Source organism: Levilactobacillus suantsaii, from assembly GCF_004115745.1.
Classification (GTDB): domain Bacteria; phylum Bacillota; class Bacilli; order Lactobacillales; family Lactobacillaceae; genus Levilactobacillus; species Levilactobacillus suantsaii.
Genome location: NZ_QXIL01000004.1, coordinates 1 through 25,191, shown reverse-complemented (window position 1 = coordinate 25,191; position 25,191 = coordinate 1). Strand labels below are relative to the sequence as shown.

The window sequence follows — 25,191 nt, the reverse complement described above, 5'->3', positions numbered from 1 at the left end:
AAGAAAATCATGCGCCAAAATCAATTAATTGCAAAGATCAACCAGGACCAATTACGTGACGACATTCCGGACTTCCGTGCCGGTGATACTGTTCGGGTTCACGCTCGGATCGTTGAAGGGTCTCGCGAACGGATTCAATTGTTCGATGGGGTCGTTATCAAGCGTAAAGGTAGCGGCATTCAAGCAACTTACACTGTTCGAAAGATCAGTAGCGGTGTCGGTGTGGAACGGATTTTCCCATTACACTCCCCACGGGTTGCGAAGATTGAAGTTCTTCGTCAAGGTCGCGTTCGTCGTGCCAAGTTGTACTACTTACGTGATCGGAATGGTAAGGCTGCCCGGATTCCAGAACGCCGTCGGAGCTAAATCGTTTCTAAAAAAGAACGCTCGGTTTTTACCGGGGGTTCTTTTTTTACGCCCTTTTTAAGGGGACACCATTGTTGAGTCGGGGGAAGTCTGACTGGCGGGTTTAAATGGCGAGTCACGTGTGCGATAATTAAAGTCTAGTTGAAGCTGATTGGAGGTGGATTCATGATTAAACAATCAGCCAATTCAATGATTGCCCCAGTACTACTTATTGTGATGAGCATCGTCACGGCATTTAACTTGCCCTTATTCAGCCTTAAGCAGGGCGTGGACGTTGCCGGCATCGTTGTCTTAGGAGGACTCTTGGTGAAGCAAGGGGTTGTGGCCAGAAAAGCAGGTCGCAAGCTGCCTCTGATTTAAAGTCAATTAAGCTCGTGCAGGACCCCAAGCTGGGTGAATTTTGGGGCCTTGCACGAGTTTTTGACTGCCGCTGGCTGAACACACGAAGGTCGGCCTGTGGGAGCTATGATGGCAACGTTTAAATTTATTACTTTAACCTAGGCGATAATTCAAACTGGTGGATCAGAGAAAGGCGCTCCCCGGGGGCTAAATAGTGAGTCGCGTACCGGCTTAAGCGCACCTAGTTGCTGGCTATAGAATTGAACCGATGCCCAACGGATTAATTGGTTGGTACTGGGGGGATAGGTTATATTAAACTAGTGGTGGCTAATATCAAGATTAATAAAAGAGAGGTAAGCATGGTATGGAAAAATCGGACGAAACGATTTTTGTTGATTGCCCAATTGCCGGGGTCCAAAAGATTGTTCGCGGCAAATGGAATATGGTCATCTTGTATTTCTTACATCAGCAGACTTTGCGTTTTGGAGAGCTCAGTCGGAAGTTACCAACGGTCACCCAGGCCCAGTTAACCAAGGATTTACGGTTATTGGAAGGCTATGGGTTGATCAACCGTAAAGTTTACCCCCAAGTTCCACCGAAAGTTGAGTACTCGTTAACGGCTATGGGTGACCAGTTCATGCCGGTCCTACGTGCCTTGGAACAATTCGCGGACGTTTACGAAGTTAAACAAGCTTAGACTTTGGTGGCGCCAAGGTTAAAACCCTTACTGGCACCCCACCGTAAGATGAAAATTTTTATGATTTTTGACGTTGCGCGGCGCGGGAGAAGTCAAATCTATTTAAAAAGATAGTAACTATCAAAAAAGTTAGGACTTTAAACGTGTAGCCAATCTTGTCATACTGGGATTACTTTAAGAAAGTGAGTGACGTCATGAAAAAAGTAATGTTGAAGCAGTATGGCGACGTTGATGTGCTACACATGGTGGAAGTTAAGTCCCCACAACCGGCCGCCCACCAAATCGTCGTGAAGACAGCGGCGATTGGGGTGAACGACCCCGACGTGGTGATTCGGCAAAACGGGCCTTTCCCCACGATGCCGGCCGCTATCAAGCCGGTTTTACCCCATTCACTGGGAGAAGATTTTGCGGGCGTGGTGACGGCGGTAGGATCAGCCGTAAGTCGTTTTGCCGTGGGCGACCACGTGATTGGTATGGCCTACATGGCCACCTATGCCGAAGAAATTTTGTTAGATGATTCTGCGATTGTGGCCACCGTGCCTAAGAACTTAGATTTAGTGCCACTGGGGGGCTTTTATTTAGGTGTGGCAACGGCTTATGCGGCAACGATTCGCGATGGTCAAGTTCAGGCTGGACAAACGGTCTTGATTCACGGCGGGGCTGGTGGTGTTGGCGGTCAAGCCATCCAACTGGCTAAAAATGCGGGGGATCACGTGATTGCAACGGGCTCGGCGAAACAAGCGGCCTATATGCAGCAATTGGGGGCCGATGAGACGATTGATTATCGATCGCAAGATTTCACCCAATTAGTGCAGGACGTTGATTTGGTGGTCAATTTGACGGGGCCCAAAACACTGGCCGCTAGCTATCCCGTCGTCAGACCTGGTGGCCGGGTCACGTCGGTCAATGGGCTTATCGACACGGCGGAAACGAAACGGCGGGGAATTACAGGGATTTATTCAATGGGTTATCTCTCCGTACAGGAGCTTGAAACGGTGATTGCGCTATACAGTCAGGGCAAGCTCACCGTGCGTGTCGACCGGACGTATCCGTTTGAGCTGGAAGCCATTAAACAAGCCCATCGCGATTTTCAAGCGGGTGGTAATACGGGAAAGAAAATCATTGTCTTTAACGATTAAAAAATTGAGAAAAGGCGAGCATTTCTTGTGCGCTAGTCTAGGGGCAGTTCTACCGCTTGGGTTGACAAGTCGTCAAACCAAAAAGGTCGGAGCTGTCTCTTTTAGGTGGGTGAAAAACTAGTGAGCAAGGTGAGCTGGTCAACCATGAGGTTTATGCCTCTGGTTGGCGAAAAAACGGATATGATGGGTTAAAGATTGGATTTAGGGGGAAGACGTAAAAATTAAACAAATTACTTTAACTTATTCATATATTCATCCCAGTGGTTCAAGGGACATAAAATCCAGCTGAAAGCAAAAAAATCCGTTGCTGGTCAAACCAGCAACGGATAATAGAGAAACAATTTTAGTTTTCACTGGGTTCCTCATTAGCCGACGTCCGTTTTTGGGCGTTGTGGTAGAAGAGCCAAGCTACGGCCCCAAAGAAGATGGGACCGATGATGGTCCAGAAGGCCGTCATGTAGTCGTGTTCGAAGATCGGTTGCAGGCAGGTAAAACCAATCCCGCCGACCAATACGATCAGGACGACCGTCACGATGGTGTTGGTCCAGAAGCGGCTGGTGTAGATTTCAAACGGCCACTCCAAGTCGGCGCGCTTCTTGAAGAACGGGAAGGCCCCAATCAAGAAGAGGTACGGGAAGGACGTGGAAACGTTCCCCATGTCGGTCAAAATCAGGTAGAACTGCTTAGCAGCCGAACCCCCGAAAGCTACCAGGAAGACGAAGATGGCCACAATGATGGCTTGAAGCCACATCGAGTAGGCGGGCATGCCGACTTTGTTGAGCTTGGTCATCTTCTTAGGCCACAGCTCCGGTGACGATCCCAAAATGAAGGATTTCAACGGGGAGTAGATCAACACAAAGAAGGAGCCCAAGTAACCCATAAACATGCTTAACCCGGTCAGTCGGGCAAATAAATGACCTAAGCCCACTGCGGTCCCGGTCGACAGGTTCAAGGCGTGGCCCAGAACAAGTCCCAGATTGTTCATTAACACGTAGGTGATGTTTCCTAAGTTTACGGCGTTGTGGCCCAAAATATCGTGCCAATTGGCGCTAATGCCCCATAGGAAGATGGAGATTGAGTACATCAAGGTAATCGCAATCGTGGAAATGATGAGGCCCTTGGGGAAAGTCTTTTCGGGCCGGTCCATCGAGTCGGTGATTCCGCCCATGGATTCCATGCCGGCGTAAGCGAAGACCGCGTACGTCACGAAGGAAATCAAGGCCATCGGGGATGAGAATTGCGGGTTCGGGGAAGCCGTAAAGCTGTGCAACCCGTTGATGGGTTGGGCTAAATGGCCACCGTTAGCAATCACAATCACGATGCTAGCCACGAAGAACAAGGCCGTGAGGAACATGACGAAGATGCCCCCAGTGATGAAATCTTCGCAATCGAGTTGACCCCGCGGGTGGCAAAGAAGGTGACGACTAGGATCCACAGAATTCCCAACAATCCCACGGTTTACGTCGACGTGAGGCCGAACAACGACCAGGTCTGCGTTTGGTCACTGCCGGAAATCAACGTGGACAGTGGAATCCAGACCTTGGACGAGGTCGACAACATCCAAATAATCCACGAGGACAACCAGATGAAGGTGCCAATAAAGGCCCATTTTTCGCCAATCGAGCCGGCTAACCAAGAGTAAATGCCCCCCTTGGCTTCTTTAAAGGCCGACCCATACTCGGCCAGCATCAATGCGCTGGGCAAGAAGAACAATAGGGCGGCCAGCACGTACCAGACGATGCTGGCATAACCCATTTGGTCGTAGGCCACCGTGGTGTTCGCAAACCCATAGATGGCCGTAAATATCATTAAGATTAAAGTAGGTAATTTAATCTTTTGCTGTTTTTCCATTTGTTTTAATATCTCCCATTTGGTACGGGCGAACTCGGATCTAAGACGACCACCAAGTCCGTCCAATCAATTTATAAATTCAAATCTTGGTGGTAGTTCAAGGGTCCTAAGTCCGTGGCCTGGGTAATCAGTTGCGTCGCTAACTGACGGTAACGACTAAGGCCCAATTCGGCGGCCTTAGTGGACTGGGTGGTTAAATAGGTTGCCAATTCCAAGCCAGTTAACTTTTGGGCGACAGCGTCGGTCGTTTGGACTAATTGGCGCAGGTCGATGCGCAATTGTTTTTGCGTGTCGCTGACCAGGGCCTGAGTTGCGTGGTAGTGGGCGTCGTTTAAGACGCTGACCAGCTTGTAGACCCAGTAAGCCGAATCCGGTGAATAGGTTGCCGTGCCGAGACGGTAGGCCGCAGGCGTCTGAGTGATGCCCGCGTAAAACGGGATGTAGACGCTTTGTGCCCCCACGCCCATAGCTAACCAGTGGATACCGGCTAACGCAGGCTCCAGGTCTGGCCGCAGTTGCAAAACGTGTGATTCTTGCGTCTTGGCGAGGCTGACGGGCCGAAACCGGGTCTTGTCGGCGGGACTACCGGCCCCGACCGGATCGTACGGGGTGCCCTGGTAGTGACTGCTGAGGTAGTCTTGGGCGTCGTTGACCCCGAGTTTTTTGGTCGCGTACTGAATAAAGGGTAAGTCAAATGATTGCGGTTGCGCGGCGACTTGCGGGGTGAAGACATGCTGGCCGTACCAGACTCGCGGAGTGTTGTAGTACAGGTCCGATTGGTCCTGGGTCCCAAAGATCTCACGCCAATTGAACCGGTCGTTGTGCGGGTTGAGGTGGTTGTGAGCCACGAATTCCTGCAGGTGCGGCGCGGTGATGAAGTTGGCCGGGTCGTTGAAATCGACCACCTGAATGGCCATCTGGTTAGCGACCACGGCGTAGGCGTTATCCGGAATCCGTTGGGCGACCCAGTAGTGGCCAGCACCCGTTTCGAGGTACCAGGCTTCACGTTGGTCAGCGAACAGGATCCCGTTCGATTCAGCGGTGCCGTAATGGCTGACCAGTTGGCCGAGACGCTTGACCCCGGCTCGTGCACTGTGCACGTACGGGAGAACGACGGTGACCATGGCCTCTTCGGCGATGCCGTTTTTGACTAATGGGTCACAGCCCAGGACCCGCTCGTTGGAGTAGGTACTTTCGGTGGCGCTCATCGCCACACCATACTCGTTGATGCCGGATTCTTCGAAGACGCCATACTTGGTGGTCCACTCGGGCGTGGCCGTGTACTTAGCTGCTTGGGCTGGTAACGGCATGGTAAAGCCATTGTCCGGACTGGTGAAGCTTACCGGTTCACTCGCTGTTTTAGCGGGATGGACCACGAAGTGCTTGGGCCAAGCGGCCTTAGCGTCTTCGTTACGACCGATCATGACCGAGCCGTCCAACGACGCTTTAGCCCCGATAAGAATACTGGTACAAGCAGAATAATTCATAACGACGCTCCTTTCATTTTTTGCATAAAATTACGGTACTTATTCTAACATTTTTGGGTTAAAATGAGTGGTTTCGGGGTTAACTCTCATTAATTAATTTATTATTCTCATCAAAGTAAATATTTATACAATTAGCGCATAGTGTGACGTCCGTAAAGAATAAATCAGTCGGTGGGCTATCCCGCCGTTTGCGGGGCTTAGGCCCATTGCCGGTTAACGGCTGACTAAGCGCGCGGTGCGAATAAACATTGGGGGAGCGAGAAGACAGATGAGAAATTCATTAGAATTAAAGCGGCAGGCGCAACAATTTTTGGTGGCGATTGGGTCAGCCGTAGTCAACGCCATCGCGTTAAACGATTTCTTGATTCCAGGTAAGATCTTTAGTGCGGGCATCAACGGGATTGCTCAAATCTTGGCATTAGCCAGCCAGGCCAGTGGGTTACCGATTGGGACTGGCTGGTTCATCCTCCTGTTCAACTTGCCCATCGGCGTGTTGGGCTGGGTCAAGGTGGGGCAAAGTTTTACGCTATATTCCATCTTCGTAGCGGGCTTGACCGCGGGGCTATCGCTGATTTTCCCCGTAGTGGCGGTCGCGCATAACGCGTTACTGGCGGCATTGTTTGGGGGAATTTTAACCGGTGTTGGCGTGGCTTACGCGTTGAAATTCGGGTTTTCGAGCGGGGGAATGGATATCGTGGCCGTAGTCCTGCAAAAAACGACTGGACGGACGATTGGGACGCTGATGCTACTGATCAATTTGGCCATCATCCTCTTGGCGGGCGGTCTGTTTGGCTGGGAGAGTGCGTTGTACACCATCATCTCCATCTACGCGATGTCACGGGTGGTCGACAGTATCCACACGCGGCACCAGAAACTGACGGCCTTCATCGTGACCACTCAGTCAACGGCGGTCATCGACCAGCTTTACCAAACGTTGATTCGTGGGATTACCGTGATTCCATCGATGGGCGCGTATCGCCGGCAGACCAGTACCGTGTTGATGGTCGTTATCTCACGTTACGAGTTGTACGATTTAGAACACGCGGTCAAGGAGACCGACCCGGACGCCTTCGTCAACTTGGTCAGTACGGTGGATATCGAAGGGAAGTTTTACGATGAGACCGAACAACTCAAGGCCCGTCAGCAACGCCAACACGAACATTAAGATTGCTCCGTTTCCCACCAACCGGTATAATAGGAGTTATCCTAAAATGAGAAGGGAACGAAACTTATGCCAATTGTAAACATCGATTTGATTGCTGGCCGCTCACAAGCCCAATTGAAGGCCTTGGTCCAAGACGTCACCAGCGCTGTCACTAAGAATACCGGCGCCCCGGCGGAACACGTCCACGTCATTTTACGCGAAATGCAACCGGACCGTTACGGCGTTGCGGGTGTCTTAAAGAGCGACGAAAAGTAACCAAAAGTTGAAGAAATCTTATAAACCGCCATCAATGCCGAGATTATCGCGTTGGTAGCGGTTTTATTTGTGAATTTAATTGGCGAATGGCGGACTTTTCGGTATACTAGAGACAATTGTGACAGCACGGTTCTTTATAGCCGTAGTTAATGAACGTATGAAATGGAGATTCTGACGATGGATGATCAACAATACATGATGGCAATTGACGAAGGGACGACCAGTACCCGCGCGATTTTATTTGATCGAAACGGTCAGATCGCGGGTCAGGCCCAGCGGGAGTTTCATCAGTACTTTCCCCAACCGGGATGGGTGGAACACGATGCTAACGAGATTTGGAACGCAGTCCAATCCGTAATTTCGGATGCGCTGATTAATTCTGATGTCCAACCCTACAAGGTGCGGGGCATCGGGATCACCAACCAACGGGAAACCGCGGTGATTTGGGACAAACGGACCGGCGAACCCATCTACCATGCCGTTGTGTGGCAATCTAAACAAACTAGCGCTATTGCTGACCAATTGAAGGCCGATGGTTACACCGAAAAGATTCATCAAAAAACCGGCTTGGTCGTGGACTCGTACTTCTCGGCCACGAAAATCAAGTGGATTTTAGACCACGTCGATGGCGCTCATGAACGGGCCAAGAATGGCGAGTTGTTATTCGGAACGATTGATACCTGGATTCTCTGGAAATTGACGGGCGGGCGGGTCCATGCAACTGACTATACCAATGCCAGTCGGACCATGTTGTTCAATATCCACACGTTGAGTTGGGACCAGGATATTCTGGATTGGTTAGGAATCCCGGCAGCAATGTTGCCAGAAGTGCGCTCGTCATCGGAGATTTATGGGTACACGGCGGGTTATACCTTCTCCGGAGTCCAGGTCCCAATTGCGGGGATCGCGGGAGACCAACAAGCCGCTTTGTTTGGGCAAACAGCCTTTGACCGCGGGATGGTCAAGAACACCTATGGGACCGGGGCGTTCATCATGATGAACACTGGGACGGAACCGACGCTTTCGACCAACGGGTTGCTGACCACGATTGCTTATGGTTTAGACGGTCAGATTAACTATGCACTGGAAGGGTCCATTTTCGTGGCTGGTTCGGCGGTCCAGTGGCTGCGCGACGGGATGCGGTTCTTCGACCATGCCAGTGAATCGGAAAAAATGGCCGTCGATGCTGAGACCACCGGCGGCGTGTATGTCGTGCCGGCCTTTACCGGTCTCGGAGCGCCGTATTGGAATCAAGAAACGCGCGGTGCCGTCTTCGGGTTGACCCGGGGCACCACGCGCGAACAGTTCGTGCGCGCGACCGTAGAAGCCATCGCGTACCAGACGCGGGACGTGGTCGACACCATGACCAAGGAAACCAAACTACCGATGCAGTCCTTGAGTGTTGACGGTGGGGCGGCGAACAATAACTTCTTGATGCAGTTCCAGGCCGACATCTTGAAGACGCCCATCAAGCGGGCGGCCATCAACGAGACCACGGCGCTGGGCGCGGCTTACTTGGCCGGACTAGCGGTCGGCTTCTGGTCCGATATCGATAGTATTCGCAAGATGCACAAGCTACGAGACGAATTCGTGCCGCAAATGGCGGACGACCAACGCGAAAAGTGCTACGCGGGTTGGCAAGCCGCCATCAACGCGACCCAAACATTCCACCAAAACTAATTAAACCTAAGCAAAAAGTGCCAGTGAAACCATCTCCTATGAGCGGAGTCGTTTCGCTGGCACTTTTAAATTGCGTTTAAGGGTTATTATTTTTATTCGGCGACGTCTAAGTGCAGGTAATCTGCCAAATAGTTAGCGAGTCCGTCATGGTCGTTATCCACGGCGGTGACGTCGTTAGCCAATTGCTTGATGGCTGGCGTGGCGTTTTGCATGGCAACCCCCCAGCCGGCGTAGTCGATCATGGCCCGGTCGTTGTGTTCGTCACCAAAGGCGATGATGTTAGCACGCTGCACGTGATAATGGTGGGCTAAGACTTCAACCCCGGTGGCTTTTTGAATGCCCTTGGCCCCTAGTTCCACTACGGAATCGGGGCCACCCCATGGGGCCGCATCGATTTGGTCGTTAAAATTGTGTCGTAGATAACTCAAGAGTTGGTCTTGATGACTCCGGTCGACGGCAATCGTTAGACTAGTCGGGTTTTGGGTCAGAGACTTTTGGTTGAGAATTTGATTGCTCTGCAAAACGGACGGGAAGAAGCCGATTTGGCGGGGCTGGTCCTGCATGGCCAAGAAGAGGTGCTTGCCTTCCGCCGCAATCATTTGAATGCCGAGTTCGGCGCGGTGGGCTAACAGGTCAAAGGCGATGCCCCGGTCGAAAGTGTACTGGTACTCACCAGCCCACTCGTGATGGGGGATATGCCCCAGACTACCGTTGAAGTTAATCATCGGGCCGTCCAGATTTAAATCGTCATAAATATTGGCGGAGAGGCGATTGGGCCGCCCCGTCACGATACTAACCAGGTGTCCCGCCTGGCGTGCGGCCGTTAAGACGGCCTTGGTTTTGGGACTGACTTGGGATTGTTTGTTGAGCGTCGTCCCATCCAGATCAATGGCAATAAGTTTTCGTTCCATTTTCAAAACACCTCACATTTTTGAAATAACTAGTCTTTCTAATCTAACATAAAATGAAACAGTTTGCGACTATTTCAACTAGAGTGTGACCGGGGAAACGGGTATAATGGGAACGGTTGAAACCAAAAAAGAACGTATTTTGTAGAATACAAATAGTTAGTTGTAGCTAACAAGATGGGAGAATAACGGTGAATTTACCAGATGATTTTGTGACGAAATATCAGCACCTTTTAGGTACTGAAGCCCCCGCATTTTTGGCAAGTTTGACGACGGGAACGACGACGGCGGGTTACCGAGTGAACCCGCAACGGCAACTTTCAGCAAAGTTGACGGCGGCACCCCGGGTACCCTATGCGCCTTGGGGTTATTACGGAACGGTCAAGGGACGAAGCTTAGCCCACCAGAGCGGGGCCGTTTACAGTCAGGAACCTAGTGCCATGTTCGTGGGTGCTACAGCGGCACCCCAACCGGGCGAACGGGTCTTGGACCTCTGTGCTGCCCCTGGTGGCAAGACTACGCATCTGGCCAGTTACCTGCAGGGTAGTGGCTTACTGGTCACGAACGAAATCAACCGGAAGCGGGTTCGCGTCTTGGCGGAAAACGTCGAACGGTTCGGAACAGCCAACGCGTTGATCTTAAACGATTCGCCGGACACCCTTAGTCCGATTTTTCCAGATTACTTCGATAAGGTGCTGGTCGATGCACCGTGTTCTGGCGAAGGAATGTTTCGTAAGGACCCAGCGGCGATGGACTACTGGTCCTTGGCGTATGTCGAAGAATGTGCCGCACGGCAACGGGAGATTTTGACCGAGGCCGTAAAAATGGTCAAACCTGGTGGCCAGCTGATTTATTCGACCTGCACCTTTGCCCCGGAAGAAGACGAACAGATGATGGCGTGGGTCTTGAAGACCTTCCCCGAGTTTTCCCTGGTTCCCGTTGAAAAGAGCGGTGGCGTGGTTGATGCACGGCCGGAGTGGGCCGATGGTAATCCAGATTTGAAGCGCGCCGCACGATTGTTCCCGCACTTATTAAAGGGCGAGGGACACTTTGTGGCCAAGCTCCAACGGGCCACCACGGCCGAAGCCAAACGAGTTCACGGCCAAGCCCAGCTGGGGCAGGCTCTGACCGGTGCACAGCGAAAACTCTGGCAAGACTTTGCGCAACAAGTTCTCGGGACGGTCCCCGCGGGTGATTTGGTCACTATCAAGGATCAGTTGTTCCTCACTCCGGCTCAGTTGCCGGCTTTAACTGGTGCGCATGTCTTCCGGCCGGGCTTGCATCTCGGGACTTTCAAGAAGAACCGGTTCGAACCGGCTTATGCCTTGGCATTGGCCAGCGATCCCCAACAGGTTGCCCAAACGCTGACTATCGACAGTGAGCAGTGGCAACAATGGGTTCACGGTGATGCCTTAACGTTAACGACGGCGCCAGCGAAGGGCTGGTACCTACTGACTTGTGACCAGCAACCGGTTGGTTTCGGGAAAGTCGTCCAAAAGACGGTGAAGAACTTCTTTCCAAAAGGCCTGCGATTCACGGTCTACCCGGAAGATTTGACTTAAGTTAGTCCCATGAAAGTAATGGTTACGCTCGCTCCCATGATTGGTGGAAGCGAGCGTTTTTTAGGCGAAAATGATACAAAACGGTTGCCTTCGAGTCGCTCTAAGCGTGTATACTATTTCTCATTGTGCGCCAAAAAGGGTCACCGGTAATGAGGACCGGTGACACGGAAACAAAATTGAGGAGGAGTGGCGAATGAAACGACAATTGAGTGTGGGGACTCAGCGGGCAATCCACGGCGTTTATCGGTTGAGTGATGGCGTCATTCAAAGTTTGAACGTCGTGATGATGGTGGGCGTTACGTTGATCTTAGGGACGATTAGCTTATTCCAACGGCGACGGTAGGACCTCAAATCGGTCGCAACTTGAAGGTAGACGTTATTTTCAGAGAATAACGGTCGGCTTCAGGTGATCATTAACGATTCAACGAGTCCATGAAATATATCACCATTAAAAAACCAGCAAGTGCGATGCCCAGGACAGTAATCTTGGGCACGTGACTTGCTGGTTTTTGTTGGTTATCGTTCGTTGTTTAACTGACGTTGACGCCGGTAATTTTCAAGTTCGGGTGAGAACAAGAGTGGTTGTTGCCGTAGGTCAGCCACGGTGCGGGCCCCGAGAAGGGTCATGATGCGCCGTAGCCCGTCCTGCCAGTTTAAGAGGAATTTTGCGGTGGCGTCCTCGTCCGTTTTCAACAGGTGATGCAGGACTTGCCCGGCACTGCCGACCACCGTGGCCCCTAAAGCTAGCGCCTTGGCGATGTCTAACGGGTTACGGATGCCGCCCGTGGCAATCGTTGTCAAGTCAGGAACTGCTTGGGCTTCCAATAAGGATTCGACCGTGCTTTGGCCCCAATTAGCCAGGTAGTCCAAGTCCTTTTGTGGTCGGCGGAAATTTTCAATGGTCGCAAAATTGGTTCCTCCACGACCGCCTAGATCGACGTAGTGCACGCCCACGGCGGCTAGGCGGGTCAACGTTTCGCGGGCCATGCCGAAACCGACTTCCTTGACGATGACCGGGACGTTTAAAGCCGCCACCGTTTCACCGATGCCATCGAGCCAGTGGAAGGCCCGGTCGCCTTCAGGCATGATCAGTTCCTGAGCGGTGTTCACGTGGAGTTCCAACGCGTCGGCCGCCAACATGTCAACTACCCGCTGCGCCTGAGCGACGGTATGGCCGGCACCCAAGTTAGCGAAAACCAAACCGTCGGGGTTGTTTTCCCGTAACGGCGTAAAAGTCGCAATGGCCCGGTCATCCTTTAAGGCGATACTCTGCGAACCACTAGCAACGGCCATTTTGGTTCTGGCAGCTAGGCGACCTAACTGGGCGTTGACCTGGCCGGTCCGGGGACTGCCACCGGTCATAGCCTCGATTAAGAGGGGGATTGGAAGGGTCAAAGGCCCCAAAGTCGTGGTCAGATCCGTATCGGCCACGCCCATCTCCGGGAAACTTTGGTGTACGAACCGGAGCTGATCAAATTGACTGGTCGCTTGGGACGTGTAAAATTTTTCGGCAAGTGAGAGGTGTTCATCTTTACGGTGAGCGTGGCGTGACAGTTCCATAATGGACTCCTTATTCGATGACGTGATGGACGTTTAATTTCAATGGTTCGATGCCGCGACGTTCCCAATCGTGCAGGAGGTGAGCCAGGTCTTGAGCAGCATTGATGATGACGATCCCGCAATCACCGCCCCCGGCACCGGAAGATTTTGCGGCGCCACCACTATTGACCGCCGTATCACACATCGTCTTGAGCAACTTGGTCTCAATGGTGACGTGGCTGAGGTGGGCCAATTGGTTGAGCAACTGGCGGTTCTTGGTGATTTCACGTTGGATGGCGGATAAGTCACCGTCGTGAAAGCCTTGGATCATGCGGTGTAGGCAATTCTTGCTGGCCTGTAAGAAATCGTGATAGCTTTGGCGCTTAGTTGCCTTGAACAACGCGATGCGGTCAACTAAGTGGGACGTGGAAGCCGGGGTCCCCGTCCAGCCAATCAAGAGGCGTAAGGGGGCTGGGGGCGTCAAGAGTTCGATGTCGAGTCCCGGCCAATCAATGGTCAACAGTTCAGCTAAGCTGAGTTCGCGGCGGGCCGAGGCCAACCAGTCGCGGTCAAAAGCCCGGTAGGCGATCCAACCGCCGTACACGGAGGCCGCAATATCGCCTAATGAACCGTTCCCCTGGACGTCTAAGTGGGCGATGGCCGCCAGTTTGAAGAGGCGGTCTTTGCTCATTTGGATGCCATAAAATTGACAGAGCGCTTTGACCGTGGCGACGGTGACCGCCGCCGAAGAACCCAGGCCGTACTTTTTTCCGTCGACGCTATCGAGTTCACTGTTCACGTTCAAGTGGTACATGTCTAACGGCTTACCCAAGGACTGGGCGTACTGCTCGGTCAAATGAATCGCCGATAGAATATAGTGGAAGGGATTGTCCCGGTTGTCAAAGACCAGTTCGCTTCCCTGGCGTTGCCAGTAGATGGAATTTTCTTGGTACTGCTTAGAGGCGATGCTACCGTAATCGTGGCTCGCTTCGATGGTCACGGTTACGAACTGGTTGAGTGCGACAATAATTGCCGGGTACCCCGGCTCAACGACGGCGTATTCGCCGGCAATATAGAGTTTTCCGGGTGCTTGGGCGGAAATCAAAAAATCAGGTCCCTTCTGCGACGTACGAGTCGCCAATAACTAACATGAAAAATTGTGTAATTGAGTTGATTCTGCTGGATAGTCGATCACAGCCAACTGAGGCCGGGACCGGGATGGGCCACGATGACGCGGTCATGGCCAAAGTCATGGGTGAACCGTGCCGTGATCGCGGCGATGTCTTGAGATTGGCAAAAGACTTTCAGGTTCGGTCCCGCGTCTAAGGTGTAGTAGCAGGCGATGCCCGCGGCACGTAAATCCCGCACGGTCTGCATAGCCGTCAAGGTGGCGCCATTGAAGTAGCTGAACGCTGGGTCGGCGCTTAACGTCAAGGCGTGCATGCGCATGGCGTTACTTTCAAGAATCTCACCGACCTGAGTGAAATCGTGGTCCAGAATAGCCGGCTTGATGGCCGCTAAATCGTGAGCCACGACTTGTTTCCAAGCTGGGTAGTACGGGGAGGTGGCCACGCTGGCTTGCATCCCTTGGCGGGAACTGACCCGCTTTTGGTGCGGATCCAAGACTAGCGCAACGATGGCGACGGGCCAGGTCACTTGTTCCAGCAAAGGTTCGGCGTAAGAAGTAGCATCATTGTGACCAGCGTGCCATTCGACGAAGCCCCCGTAAATGGAGCGGGTGGCGGAGCCGGAACCGCGGCGCGCTAGCCGTGATAAATCCCGGCGACTGAGCGTCAACCCCGCTGCTTGACTAGCCGCGCCAGCCAGGGCCGCAAAGGCCGAGGCCGATGATGCTAAGCCAGCTGCCATGGGTACGTGGTTCGTAGACGTGACCCGAGCGAAGGTGTCCTGCCGGCTTTGCGCGCGCACTAAATCTAAGAGGTGCCGGACCTTTTGGCTGGCCGCTGGGGACAGTCGTTGCTGGTTAACGGTGACCTCGTCGGCGCTCAACGCCGGGTCGAAGGCCACCGTGGTATCCGTATAAAACTGGTCGAGGGTCAACGATAAGCTGCTGGTCTCCGGCAGAATCAAGTGTTGGTCCGCTTTCCCCCAGTACTTGACCAGAGCAATGTTGGTGTGGGCGCGAGCCGTGACGGCTGTCGTCATTTGGACGCCTCCTTTGAGTGGTGAAACGCTTCGGTCCAGGTGGCGGTGGCGCCAGCGGCTAACACGGCATCTTTGACGCGCTGAGCACTTGCTGCGGAGTCACACAGGGCGATAAGACAACCGCCCATGCCGCCCCCGGTCAGTTTAGCGCCTAACGCGCCGGCTTGCAACGCGACCTGAATCAAGCGGTCGAGTTCCGGTGAGCTGACGCCCAAACTGGCGAGTTGGGCTTGCCCCTGGTTCAAAAGTTGGCCGAGCTTGGTAATGGCGCCCGTCTTGAGGGCGTCGCGGGCCGCGTAAGTCAGTTGCCCCAATGTTTCGAGTTGCTGGGTCGTCGCTTGGGGAAAAACGGTCTTGCGGCGGGCCACAGCGGCGACCGCTTGACCCGTCTGGCCTTTAACACCGCTATCGGCGATGACCAGGTACCCTTCAAGGTTGAACGGAATCTGGGTGATTATCTGGTGGGGCAAAAGCCAAATCGGTGTGGCCGAGCTGGCAGTCGCTGCATCGATACCACTGGGATGGCCGTGGGTGACCTTTTCGGCGATACCAGCGGTCGCTAACAGGGTTTCACGGGCCAACGGGCGGTCAAAAAAAGCGTACATCGCCCGGGTGATGGCCACCGCGACGGCGGCTGAGGAACCCATGCCCCGTTCGGCCGGCAAGTCGCTTGTGATAGCCATGTGAAACGGGACGTCATGACCGTGGAACCGGTCTAAAAGGGCGGTGATCAAAGCCACGACGCCGGCTAAATGGTGATTCAACTGAGCGATGGGCCCGTCAAAGTACCGACTGGACAAGGTCTGTCCACTCGGAATCGAGGTCATCACGACGTGCGTATTTACCGAGGGGAGTGGGAGGGCGATGGCCGGTTGACCATAGACCACACTGTGATCCCCGATAAGAATTATTTTGGCATGACTCATGCCGGTGCCCGTTCGAGACAAACTAATCGCTCGCTTTCTATCTGAATTTATCTACCAGAATATCATACTCTACTGCTAGTTATTGCGCTAGTTTTGCCCGTCAAAATTCCGAAATGAGCGAAAAATTAACGTTTTCTATAAGATTTGGCGCCAATATGGACGAAAATTGCCGCAAAATACGTCGAAGTGAAGCGTAGCGCTCGGGGGTGAAGTGGTGTATCATAGTGCCAGTTATAATCGCATTTGTGCAGAAATTGGTGAGCAGACATGGATCAAGACACGGTCTACGCGGTCGTTGATATCGAAACGACCGGTACCAGTGTGCAAGATGGCGATCGCATCATCCAAATTGGGTGTGTCTTCGTCCAGCATAATCAAATTATCAACCACTTTACGACTGACGTGAATCCACTCCGCGAGATTCCGGCAGCCATTTCCCGGTTAACGGGGATCAGCAACCAGCGGGTCCGACACGCACCGTTGTTCGATGATGTGGCCGGGACCCTTTACAGTCTCTTGACGGATACGGTCTTCGTGGCGCACAACGTCAACTTCGACTTGCCGTTCGTCAACGCCGAACTTGCCCGGGTCGGGTATCCGGAACTAGACATTGAAGCCCTCGACACGGTCTCGTTGAGTCAGATTCTCTTACCGACGGCGGCTAGCTTTCGGTTGCGGGACTTGAGTGGTCTGTTTAACATCGAACACGACAGCCCGCATTCGGCGGATAGTGATGCCAGCGCGACCGCGGAACTTTTTATTTTTCTTTTCCGGCGCTTACGGGCGTTGCCGCTGGTGACCTTACACCAGATGATTGCCTTAAACGCCAGTCTACCGCGGCAGACCGCGACGCTTTTTCGCGTGGCGTTAGCGCTGAATACGCAGCAACCACGGAAATTACCGGACTACCTATACGTGAAGAACGGTCTGGCCTTACGGCGGGCTGAACCGGCGGTGCCAACACCACTAACGGCTCCGACTAAATATCCCAAGACCAAAAAGCAGAAGCAAAAGCTGATGCCCCAAAACTTGGAATGGCGTCCGGAACAGGCGAAGATGATGAATTACATCTATAATAACTACGCCCATGCTGACCAGCACCCGGTCAAACAAATGGTGGTCGAAGCCCCCACGGGAATCGGGAAGAGTCTGGGGTACACGCTTCCCATGGCCTATTTGGGCCAGACTGGCCGGCCAGTAGTCATCAGTACGGCCACGACGCTCTTGCAGGAACAATTAATGGAACAAACGCTTCCATTATTACGGCAGATTGTGCCGTTTCCCATCAACGCCACAATAGTTAAGGGCAGTCGCCACTACCTGGACTTACAGCGTTTCGCTGGAACGCTCGCGTTGAACGAAAGCTCCAAGCAAACCCAATTGTTGAAGCTACGGTTGTTGGTCTGGTTGACCATGACCACTACTGGTGATCTTGATGAGTTGCACCTGGCAACGTATCGCGCCCCGTACTTTCAAGAGATCGTCCACGAAGGCACGGTCACTGAAGACAACCCGTTCTATGATGATGACTTCTTACGGCGACGGGATCAACAACTCAGTCAGGCCCAGTTCGTCATCGTCAACCACGCCTATCTAAGTGAGCATGCGGCCGACTTAGGTCACCAACTTGACCGCCCGTACCTGGTCATCGATGAAGCCCAACACCTGCCGGATAGTACGCTGCGGCAACGACGACGGCGGGTCAAATTTGCCAAAATCATCAACGAATTACACCACATCCAGCGCGATATCAGCCGGGAGATGGGGCCTAGCTTGCTGACGCTGTTCGCCGCCGACCAGGAGACACAAGCGACGCTGACGCACTTGTTGCACAGTAGTGAACGGGTCGAAAAGGCACTGGTCACCGTGGTCAATCAGCTCTTCTTGAACTTTTTGGCGGCTAAACGTGGTAACGCGCAGAACACTACCATCGAAGAGCTAGTCAGCGCCGACGACTTGGCCCATAACGGACAGCAACTCCACACAGCGTTGACCCAGATTAAAAATGGGGACACCCAACTATTAGTCCAATTAGGCGTTATTCGTCAGCGCTTCGACCAAGAACACGAACGCTTCGTGGCTTCTCAACGCTACCTCTTCGAACAACTCGATACCCGCGTCCACTTGGTCGATGAGCTGTTGCAACGACTGCTCGGTATCTTTCAGGAAGCGACGGAACAAGATGCCAGCAGCTTGTTTTGGGTCACCATCAACCACGTGGGTGACCGGGGGAGTTTGGAACTGGCTAGTGGCTTACTGGCGACGCAGGGTTTTTTGCGTCAGCAGATCTATGCGGCCTTTCAACCGGTCTTACTCACCGGAGCGACGTTGTTTTCCTCTGGCCGTTCGCAGTACGTGTTGGATCAGTTTGACCTCGACCGCGAGGACACGGTGACCCACCGGATGCGTAGTAGTTTCGACTACGCCACGCAGGCCCAACTCCTGTTGGCCGATTCGGGGCCGAACCTGACGCGGGTGGCACCGGCAGATTACGTGACCTATTTGACCACGGCACTGACCCAGTTGGCTGGTGCCGTGCATAAGCAGACACTGATCCTGTTCAATTCCTTAAATGTCATCGAGCAGGTCTACGACCAACTGATCCACCAACCAGAATTCGCCCGCCGCGAGATCTTAGCCCAAGGTATCAGTGGCAGTCGGGAACGGATGACCAAACGTTTCGTGACCGGCCATGACTCGATTCTCTTGGGGGCGGCTAGCTTCTGGGAGGGTATTGATTTACCGGCAGACCAGTTGGAGCTCCTGATTGTCACGCGCCTGCCGTTCGAGTCGCCTGACCGGGTCTTTGTCAAGGCCAACTACGCGCGATTGGAAGCGGCGGGGAAGAACCCGTTTTATAACGCCGCCTTGCCCGCAGCTACGTTACGCCTGCGCCAGGGGGTCGGTCGCTTGATTCGGACGCCGCAAGACCGTGGGGCCGTGGTCATCTTGGACCAACGACTAGTGGAGCGGCAGTACGGTAAGAGTATTTTACGCGCCTTACCCAAAGATTTGACGCCGGTCACGGGAGATGTCGGCGAGTTGACCCAGGCACTGGTTAAATTTTTTGAAAAGGATTCCCCAGACTCGGTCGACCCCGCTTGAAATTTGATATAATTGAAAATGATTGAATCTAAGTGAATAAGGGAGTACGGACAAATTGATGAGACAACAGTACCAACGGCGCCGGCGACCCCGGCATTGGGTGTTAATCGGGGTCTTGGTGGTGATTCTCGTGTTGCTTTTGGGTGGGGGTTACTTAATCCACCGAGCGACCGATCCGTTTAACCAGGCCCAGACGCACGCCGAAAAGGTCGCCCGCCAAAAGGGCCATTTGACCAAAACGACGCACTTCTACTGGACCAATCTTGACACGACCTACTACACGGTCGCCGGGCAAAACAAGGCTAAACAGTCGGTTTACGCCATCGTGCCAAAGTCCAGTAAAGCCGACGTGACGGTGCTCAAGAAAAAAGACGGCATGTCACGCAACGTGGCGTTGAAGCGTGTTTGGCAACGCAACCCCAAGAAGGTTTTGTCGGCGGCACTCAGCTTGTTTAACGGCAAACCTGCTTGGCAAATCAGCTACCTAAGTAAGAGTGGTAAGTTGTGTTACCTGACGTTACAATATAGTAATGGTAAAGTGTTACAACAAATTTCGAATCTTTAAGGTTTAGAATCTGAGGAGGTTACCTATGAAACAGTTAGCTCAACGTGCTAGAGCCGTGCAACCCTCGGCCACCTTACAAGCATCCCAACGCGCCAAAGCTTTGGCCGCCAGTGGAGTGGATGTCATCAACTTGGGGGTCGGTCAACCCGATTTCCAAACACCGGCGCCCATTAAAGCGGCCGCTAATCAAGCTATCCAGGCCGACAAAGTCGATGGTTACACCGCCACCACGGGAATCGCACCCTTGCGTCAAGCCGTGGCTGACCACTTGCAGGCCACGCAAAACGTCATGGTGACGACCGACCAAGTGGTCGTGACTACCGGGGCCAAAATGGCACTGTACGCGCTGTTTCAGGTCCTGCTCGATCCCGGTGATGACGTGTTGTTACCGGCCCCGTACTGGGTCAGTTACGCCGAACAGGTGCGCTTAGCCGGCGGGAACGTCCTCGAAGTTGCACCCACGGCCGACCTCAAGGTGACACCCGAACAATTAGCAGGGGCCGTGACGGCTAACACCAAAGCTCTGGTCTTGAATTCGCCACAAAATCCGTCGGGGGTGGTCTACACGCCCGCGGAATTAAAGGCGATTGGTGACTGGGCGGTGGCGCATGACCTTTGGATCGTCTCCGATGAGATTTACAGGGACTTGGTCTACGACCGGCCGGCCCCAGAACCGTCTATGTTGACGTTGAGCGATGCCATTACCGACCATACTATCGTCATCAACGGGGTCTCGAAGACTTACGCAATGACCGGTTGGCGTATCGGCTGGGTGATTGGGCCTAAGGTCGTTACCGCGGCCTTGGGTAAGGTCTTGTCTCACATGACCGGAAACCCCGCGGCGGTCAGCCGGTACGCGGCATTGAACGCCTTGACCGGTGACCAACAATCGGTGGCAACCATGAATGCCAGTTTCCAGGAACGGTTGGATTTGATTTACCCCTTGCTAACAGCATTGCCCGGGTTTAAACTGGCCACTAAGCCGGCCGGGGCGTTCTACCTGTTCCCCGACGTGAGCGCGGCCATGACGAAGAAACACTGCGCGACAGCTAGTGAATTCGTGGGTCGCGTGCTCGACGAGGCCCACGTGGCGGTGGTGTCGGGTGAAGCGTTTGGCTTACCGCACCATATCCGCTTAAGTTACGCGGCGGATCGCGACCAATTGCTGACGGCGATGGCGCGGCTAAAGACGTTTATGGAAGCTTAAACGTTTCAAAACGAATTTGAATGAAAATGGACAAACGGTCGGGCGCTCAGAGAGGTCCGGCCGTTTGCCCGTGATGGGAGGACTATTCATGGATGAGTTTACACGACGCTATATGCAGGCGGGTCAGACCAGTGTGGCCAACTTTTTGATTGACCATTTCCAAGAGGTGGGGATGACCACGGACCAACTATTGGTCTACCTCCAATTGAAGCGCTGGTTGGACCGGGGTGACTACCTGCCCGAAAGTGACGTCTTGGCCCGCAACCTAGGCTGGGACACCAAGCGGGTCTTCGAGGTCTTGCACGAGATGATCGCCCAAAAGCTGATGACCATCAACACGGTGACCAATGACCAGGGACGCAAGGTGGACCGTTATGACTTTCAACTGTTAGATGAAAAGTTGAGTCAAGTGCCAGACCAGTCATCTCCCACGGTAACCCCGACTAGTGCGGCGACGACCAGTGCGGACCAACAACCGGCGGCCCCCGCGGCTTCTTCACGGGCAACGGTCTTTAATCAGATTGAGACTGAATTTGGGCGGACTTTGTCTCCCATTGAGATGGAGACCGTCAGTCAGTGGCTCGATGAGGACCATTACCGTCCAGAATTGGTCCAGTTGGCCTTACGTGAGGCCGTCTTGAACCAGGCGTACAGCCTGAAGTACATGGACCGTATCCTGCTGAACTGGGAGAAGAAACATTTGACCAGTGCGGCACAGGTCCAGCGCGAACGTGAGAAGCAAGCGCCCCGGCGGAACACTAAGACCAACGAACCTAACCAGCCCAGTCAACCGCATTTTGACTTTAAAATTTATAAATTGACCGATGACTAGTGACAATCGGTGATTGGCGTCGTGTACCCGGAAAAGGTGCGCGGCGTTTTTTAGTTGCCTTCGAGTAGGTGGAAGGGGGTAAGCTAGAATTTGTGGCGGGTTAACGGCCCGCACGTGGTTGCGGGGAGTCATGTTTGTCGCTTGCAAACGGTTTATTTGATAAACTAGCGGGGATGAAGACCAGCACCCATGACTTGATTAGGAGGCAACAACTTATGAAAACAGCAGTATTTGTGAAACCCGGTGAGATGACCGTCGAAGACCGGCCGATGCCGGAGATCAAGGAACCAACGGACGCCGTGTTAAAGATTGTGCGGGCTTGCGTCTGTGGGTCTGACTTATGGTGGTACCGGGGCATCAGTGACCGGCCGCATAATAGTCCCGCGGGCCACGAAGCGATCGGTATCGTCGAAAAGGTGGGCTCAGCCGTCAAAGATGTGCAACCCGGCGACTTCGTAATTGCCCCCTTCACCCACGGCTGTGGCCACTGTGCCGCTTGCCTGGCGGGTTTTGATGGGGATTGTTTGAATGCGGAATCCGACGGTGAAATCGTGGGTTACCAGGGTGAATACCTCCGTTTTCGTAACGCGGCCTGGGCTTTGGTCAAGGTACCGGGGCAACCTGGTGATTACACGGATGACCAGTTGAACGACTTGTTGACGTTGTCTGACGTGATGGCCACCGGTTACCACGCTGCAACGAGCGCCGAAGTGCACCAAGATGATACCATCGTCGTGATGGGCGACGGCGCTGTAGGCTTGTGTGGTGTGATTGCGGCCAAGTTGTTGGGCGCTAAGCGGATCATTGCGATGAGTCGTCACGCCGACCGCCAGGCACTGGCTAAGGAATTTGGTGCAACGGACGTGGTTCCGGAACGGGGCGATGACGCGGTCAAAGCGGTCATGGCCTTAACTGACGGTGCCGGCGCTGATGCGGTGCTGGAATGTGTCGGCACGGAGCAATCCGTCGACACGGCGGTCAAGGTCGGCCGTCCGGGCGCGATTGTAGGCCGGGTCGGTGTACCGCAAAAAGCGGACATGAACACCAACAACCTATTCTGGAAGAACATCGGGTTACGGGGCGGTATCGCCGCGGTGACCACGGATGACCGGCAGACCTTACTCAAGGCCGTGTTGGATGGCGAGATTCATCCTGGGAAAGTGTTCACGCAACGCTTTAGTTTGGATGAGATTCAGAAGGCCTATGAAGCGATGGACCAGCGGAAAGCGATTAAGTCGTTGCTGGTGGTGAGTAGAGCGACGAATAACTAGATAATGTAAGGTGGGGTCAAAAAATCATATTTTGGTTTTTTGACTCTTTTTTGTTATGAGAAGTCTATAATGTTGTGGAAATTTCTTCTTGAAAGATTCAAGGGAACAGTTTTAAGACGTTAAATTTAGAAAATAGTAGATGAAATTGAATATGACTACACAAGCTGTATGGTACACTAAAGGTGTTAATAAAAAAGCGTATGGAATTAAGTAGTCAAAGAAAGTTATCTTGATCCCCAATAGTCATTGTCCACAGGTCCCTTAATTGAGAATATTGAGGAGGATGATGACGAGGATAGGTTTACTAGCGGTTGACATCAAGTTCTCATAAATTAATAGAAACCGTTTCAACAAATGGCGTTATTACGCCATTTGTTATACTTGATACTATGATGGTTTACTTTAAATGATATTTTGATGAGTATATGATGGCTTCAGATGCATGGTAAATCTATAAGGTCAAAACCCCGACCCCGTGGCGACTATGACCCACGTTTCGCTTCAGATGCATGGTAAATCTATAAGGTCAAAACCTGACCCGGTCGCGACCATGACCCACGTCTCGCTTCAGATGCATGGTAAATCTATAAGGTCAAAACCGACTAGATGGGACAGGTATCTTTGTGTCTTGCTTCAGATGCATGGTAAATCTATAAGGTCAAAACCCACAGACATGGGCTTTATGTTTAGCTCGGAGCTTCAGATGCATGGTGAATCAGTAAGATCAAACCACCGATGTGGAATGATTCAGTAGTTATGATTTTTGGATGCATGGTAAATTTACTTAGAAATGTTCAGTATGGTTAAAAATGGCTTTAGTAGTCGGCATTTGGTCGGATTATTAAAGCCATTTTTTGATAATCTAAAAATTTAAAGGGAGTTTCTAGTTAAGAAAGTTGCGGAAATTAAGATACAAGTGTAATTATTATTGTTCAAATTTAACAGCTAAAATAAAATAGTTCTAGACAGATTGAAATGGGGCGCGCTAAACTATAATCAGTAGCTGATATGGAGATTTTAAATCGGGTAAAAGGGGCAATTATAATGGGAAAAAAGTACGGAATCGGGTTAGATATTGGAACGAGTTCCATTGGTTGGTCCGTTGTGGATGAATCTGGTCATTTAATTCGTGTCAAAGGCCAAACGGGATTAGGTGTCCGGTTGTTTCATGAAGGACAAACAGCTGAGGAACGACGAACTTTTCGGACAACTCGACGGCGATTGAGTCGTCGGAGATGGCGGCTACGGTTATTGCGCGAACTATTTGATGCTCCAATTTCAGCAATTGACAAAAATTTTTTTGCACGTCAGAAACTATCCAGTTTATCACCGCAGGACAAGTACTTTGCTAGTCCATATCATCTTTTAGATAATCGTTCGGATCAAGATTTTTATCAACAATATCCAACGATTTACCACTTGCGGCAAGCATTGATGACCAATAAAAGGCAATTTGATTTACGTGAAATCTACTTAGCAATTCATCATATCGTGAAATATCGAGGGAACTTTTTGTCCAGTGGGACTGCCAAAGATTTTAAACCTGGCGAGTTAAAACTAGAAACTTATTTTGAAACGTTGAATGCTCAATTAGCAATTCTTTTTATAGATGAACCAATCCAGTTACCTTCATTAAATTGGGATGAATTAGTGACTCTATTGACTGATACTAGTCAGTCGCGGAATGACCGTCAAAAAGCGGTGTAAAACAATTGATGGCGAATGGTGATTCTCAATGGAAAAAATTTTATACGGCTTTCACCAAGGCAATTTTAGGATTAAAAGCCCAAGTAGGGTTACTTGTGGGTATCCAGGATGCTACAGATATTAAAACATTAACGTTTAGTCTAGACAGTCTTGAAGACCACCAAGAAGATATGACAGCATTGTTGTCAGACGAACAAGTACAGTTTATAGACTTACTGGCAAAATTATATGCAGCACTGCAACTGACAATCATTATTCCAGATGGACAGACGTTTTCCGGGCAAATGGTCAAGACTTATGAAATCGGCAAATTACAAGTTTAATCCGAACAAGCCCGGAATCTTTCAATGGCAGTCTGTTGATGATGTATTTTTAATGGTCGTTGATTAATTAGTTCAAGTGCTGCTAGGATCTCATCAGTCGT

The 25,191-nt window shown here is 52.2% G+C and carries 22 protein-coding genes, 2 pseudogenes and 1 CRISPR repeat array; of the genes and pseudogenes, 16 read left to right on the top strand and 8 right to left on the bottom strand.

What is annotated here, in order from left to right; translation table 11 throughout:
- Nucleotides 1-9: 9 nt before the first annotated feature.
- From rplS to DXH47_RS03000, 4 genes are all read left to right on the top strand, one after another.
- On the top strand, nt 10-366 hold the full coding sequence (gene rplS, locus DXH47_RS03015; protein ID WP_129031606.1) for a 50S ribosomal protein L19: 357 nt from the start codon (nt 10-12) through the stop codon (nt 364-366).
- Nucleotides 367-531: 165 nt separating this feature from the next.
- Entirely contained in the window at nt 532-726 is a 195-nt protein-coding gene (locus DXH47_RS03010) for a hypothetical protein (protein ID WP_129031605.1), read from the top strand.
- 343 nt (nt 727-1,069) lie between these two features.
- Nucleotides 1,070-1,402, top strand: coding sequence for a winged helix-turn-helix transcriptional regulator (locus DXH47_RS03005; RefSeq protein WP_129031604.1), 333 nt, complete (start codon nt 1,070-1,072; stop codon nt 1,400-1,402).
- Nucleotides 1,403-1,596: 194 nt separating this feature from the next.
- A complete protein-coding gene (locus DXH47_RS03000) occupies nt 1,597-2,541 on the top strand; it encodes an NADP-dependent oxidoreductase (RefSeq protein ID WP_129031603.1) in 945 nt (314 codons plus the stop codon).
- Nucleotides 2,542-2,884: 343 nt separating this feature from the next.
- On the opposite strand, the pseudogene yjeM reads toward DXH47_RS03000, so the two are convergent.
- Both yjeM and DXH47_RS02990 read right to left on the bottom strand, forming a co-directional pair.
- Nucleotides 2,885-4,392, bottom strand: a pseudogene (yjeM, locus tag DXH47_RS02995) (glutamate/gamma-aminobutyrate family transporter YjeM).
- Between the two features lie 71 nt (nt 4,393-4,463).
- On the bottom strand, nt 4,464-5,879 hold the full coding sequence (locus tag DXH47_RS02990) for a C69 family dipeptidase (protein WP_129031602.1): 1,416 nt from the start codon (nt 5,877-5,879) through the stop codon (nt 4,464-4,466).
- 268 nt (nt 5,880-6,147) lie between these two features.
- Between DXH47_RS02990 and DXH47_RS02985 the strand changes: the two genes are divergently transcribed.
- The 3 genes from DXH47_RS02985 to glpK all read left to right on the top strand — a co-directional run bounded on the left by DXH47_RS02985 (nt 6,148) and on the right by glpK (nt 8,979).
- A complete protein-coding gene (locus DXH47_RS02985) occupies nt 6,148-7,044 on the top strand; it encodes a YitT family protein (RefSeq protein ID WP_129031601.1) in 897 nt (298 codons plus the stop codon).
- 66 nt (nt 7,045-7,110) lie between these two features.
- Entirely contained in the window at nt 7,111-7,299 is a 189-nt protein-coding gene (locus DXH47_RS02980; RefSeq protein ID WP_020090404.1) for a 2-hydroxymuconate tautomerase, read from the top strand.
- Nucleotides 7,300-7,476: 177 nt separating this feature from the next.
- Nucleotides 7,477-8,979, top strand: coding sequence for a glycerol kinase GlpK (gene glpK, locus DXH47_RS02975; RefSeq protein WP_129031600.1), 1,503 nt, complete (start codon nt 7,477-7,479; stop codon nt 8,977-8,979).
- A gap of 92 nt (nt 8,980-9,071) precedes the next feature.
- Here the strand turns inward: glpK and DXH47_RS02970 are convergent, their stop codons facing one another.
- The gene (locus DXH47_RS02970; protein WP_129031599.1) at nt 9,072-9,890 is read right to left on the bottom strand and encodes a Cof-type HAD-IIB family hydrolase; all 819 of its coding nucleotides are present in this window, start codon (nt 9,888-9,890) and stop codon (nt 9,072-9,074) included.
- A gap of 188 nt (nt 9,891-10,078) precedes the next feature.
- Here DXH47_RS02970 and DXH47_RS02965 point away from each other — a divergent pair, with 188 nt between their 5' ends.
- Nucleotides 10,079-11,449: an RsmF rRNA methyltransferase first C-terminal domain-containing protein gene (locus tag DXH47_RS02965; RefSeq protein WP_129031598.1), complete on the top strand. Its 1,371-nt coding sequence runs from the start codon at nt 10,079-10,081 to the stop codon at nt 11,447-11,449.
- A gap of 193 nt (nt 11,450-11,642) precedes the next feature.
- Nucleotides 11,643-11,792, top strand: coding sequence for a hypothetical protein (locus DXH47_RS11610; RefSeq protein WP_170954937.1), 150 nt, complete (start codon nt 11,643-11,645; stop codon nt 11,790-11,792).
- A 173-nt stretch (nt 11,793-11,965) separates the two neighbouring features.
- Here the strand turns inward: DXH47_RS11610 and fni are convergent, their stop codons facing one another.
- The 4 genes from fni to mvk all read right to left on the bottom strand — a co-directional run bounded on the left by fni (nt 11,966) and on the right by mvk (nt 16,080).
- Nucleotides 11,966-13,009 carry a type 2 isopentenyl-diphosphate Delta-isomerase gene (gene fni / locus DXH47_RS02960; protein WP_129031597.1) on the bottom strand — a complete coding sequence of 348 codons (1,044 nt, stop codon included), beginning with the start codon at nt 13,007-13,009 and terminating at the stop codon, nt 11,966-11,968.
- Nucleotides 13,010-13,019: 10 nt separating this feature from the next.
- Nucleotides 13,020-14,093 carry a phosphomevalonate kinase gene (locus DXH47_RS02955; RefSeq protein WP_129031596.1) on the bottom strand — a complete coding sequence of 358 codons (1,074 nt, stop codon included), beginning with the start codon at nt 14,091-14,093 and terminating at the stop codon, nt 13,020-13,022.
- 86 nt (nt 14,094-14,179) lie between these two features.
- Complete coding sequence (mvaD, locus tag DXH47_RS02950) at nt 14,180-15,154, bottom strand: diphosphomevalonate decarboxylase (RefSeq protein ID WP_129031595.1); 975 nt, start codon at nt 15,152-15,154, stop codon at nt 14,180-14,182.
- Nucleotides 15,151-16,080 (bottom strand): mevalonate kinase, encoded by a 930-nt coding sequence (gene mvk / locus DXH47_RS02945; protein ID WP_129031594.1) that lies wholly within the window; start codon nt 16,078-16,080, stop codon nt 15,151-15,153. The genes mvaD and mvk overlap by 4 nt, the downstream gene beginning before the upstream one ends.
- A 267-nt stretch (nt 16,081-16,347) precedes the next feature.
- Here mvk and DXH47_RS02940 point away from each other — a divergent pair, with 267 nt between their 5' ends.
- The 7 genes from DXH47_RS02940 to DXH47_RS02910 all read left to right on the top strand — a co-directional run bounded on the left by DXH47_RS02940 (nt 16,348) and on the right by DXH47_RS02910 (nt 25,090).
- A complete protein-coding gene (locus DXH47_RS02940; RefSeq protein WP_129031593.1) occupies nt 16,348-19,185 on the top strand; it encodes a helicase C-terminal domain-containing protein in 2,838 nt (945 codons plus the stop codon).
- A 58-nt stretch (nt 19,186-19,243) separates the two neighbouring features.
- Complete coding sequence (locus DXH47_RS02935) at nt 19,244-19,750, top strand: cell wall elongation regulator TseB-like domain-containing protein (RefSeq protein WP_129031592.1); 507 nt, start codon at nt 19,244-19,246, stop codon at nt 19,748-19,750.
- A 25-nt stretch (nt 19,751-19,775) separates the two neighbouring features.
- The gene (locus DXH47_RS02930) at nt 19,776-20,957 is read left to right on the top strand and encodes a pyridoxal phosphate-dependent aminotransferase (RefSeq protein WP_129031591.1); all 1,182 of its coding nucleotides are present in this window, start codon (nt 19,776-19,778) and stop codon (nt 20,955-20,957) included.
- Between the two features lie 88 nt (nt 20,958-21,045).
- A complete protein-coding gene (locus tag DXH47_RS02925; RefSeq protein ID WP_129031590.1) occupies nt 21,046-21,789 on the top strand; it encodes a DnaD domain-containing protein in 744 nt (247 codons plus the stop codon).
- A 215-nt stretch (nt 21,790-22,004) separates the two neighbouring features.
- The gene (locus DXH47_RS02920) at nt 22,005-23,060 is read left to right on the top strand and encodes a zinc-dependent alcohol dehydrogenase family protein (RefSeq protein ID WP_129031589.1); all 1,056 of its coding nucleotides are present in this window, start codon (nt 22,005-22,007) and stop codon (nt 23,058-23,060) included.
- 431 nt (nt 23,061-23,491) lie between these two features.
- A CRISPR array of direct repeats spans nt 23,492-23,792; the repeat unit is 36 nt; unit sequence GCTTCAGATGCATGGTAAATCTATAAGGTCAAAACC.
- Nucleotides 23,793-24,104: 312 nt separating this feature from the next.
- Complete coding sequence (gene cas9, locus DXH47_RS02915; RefSeq protein WP_170954936.1) at nt 24,105-24,767, top strand: type II CRISPR RNA-guided endonuclease Cas9; 663 nt, start codon at nt 24,105-24,107, stop codon at nt 24,765-24,767.
- Between the two features lie 8 nt (nt 24,768-24,775).
- Nucleotides 24,776-25,090, top strand: coding sequence for a CRISPR-associated endonuclease Cas9 REC1/REC2 domain-containing protein (locus DXH47_RS02910; RefSeq protein ID WP_129031587.1), 315 nt, complete (start codon nt 24,776-24,778; stop codon nt 25,088-25,090).
- Here the strand turns inward: DXH47_RS02910 and DXH47_RS02905 are convergent.
- Nucleotides 25,087-25,191 (bottom strand): annotated as a pseudogene (locus DXH47_RS02905) (IS30 family transposase); the annotation flags it as partial. The gene DXH47_RS02910 and the pseudogene DXH47_RS02905 overlap by 4 nt on opposite strands.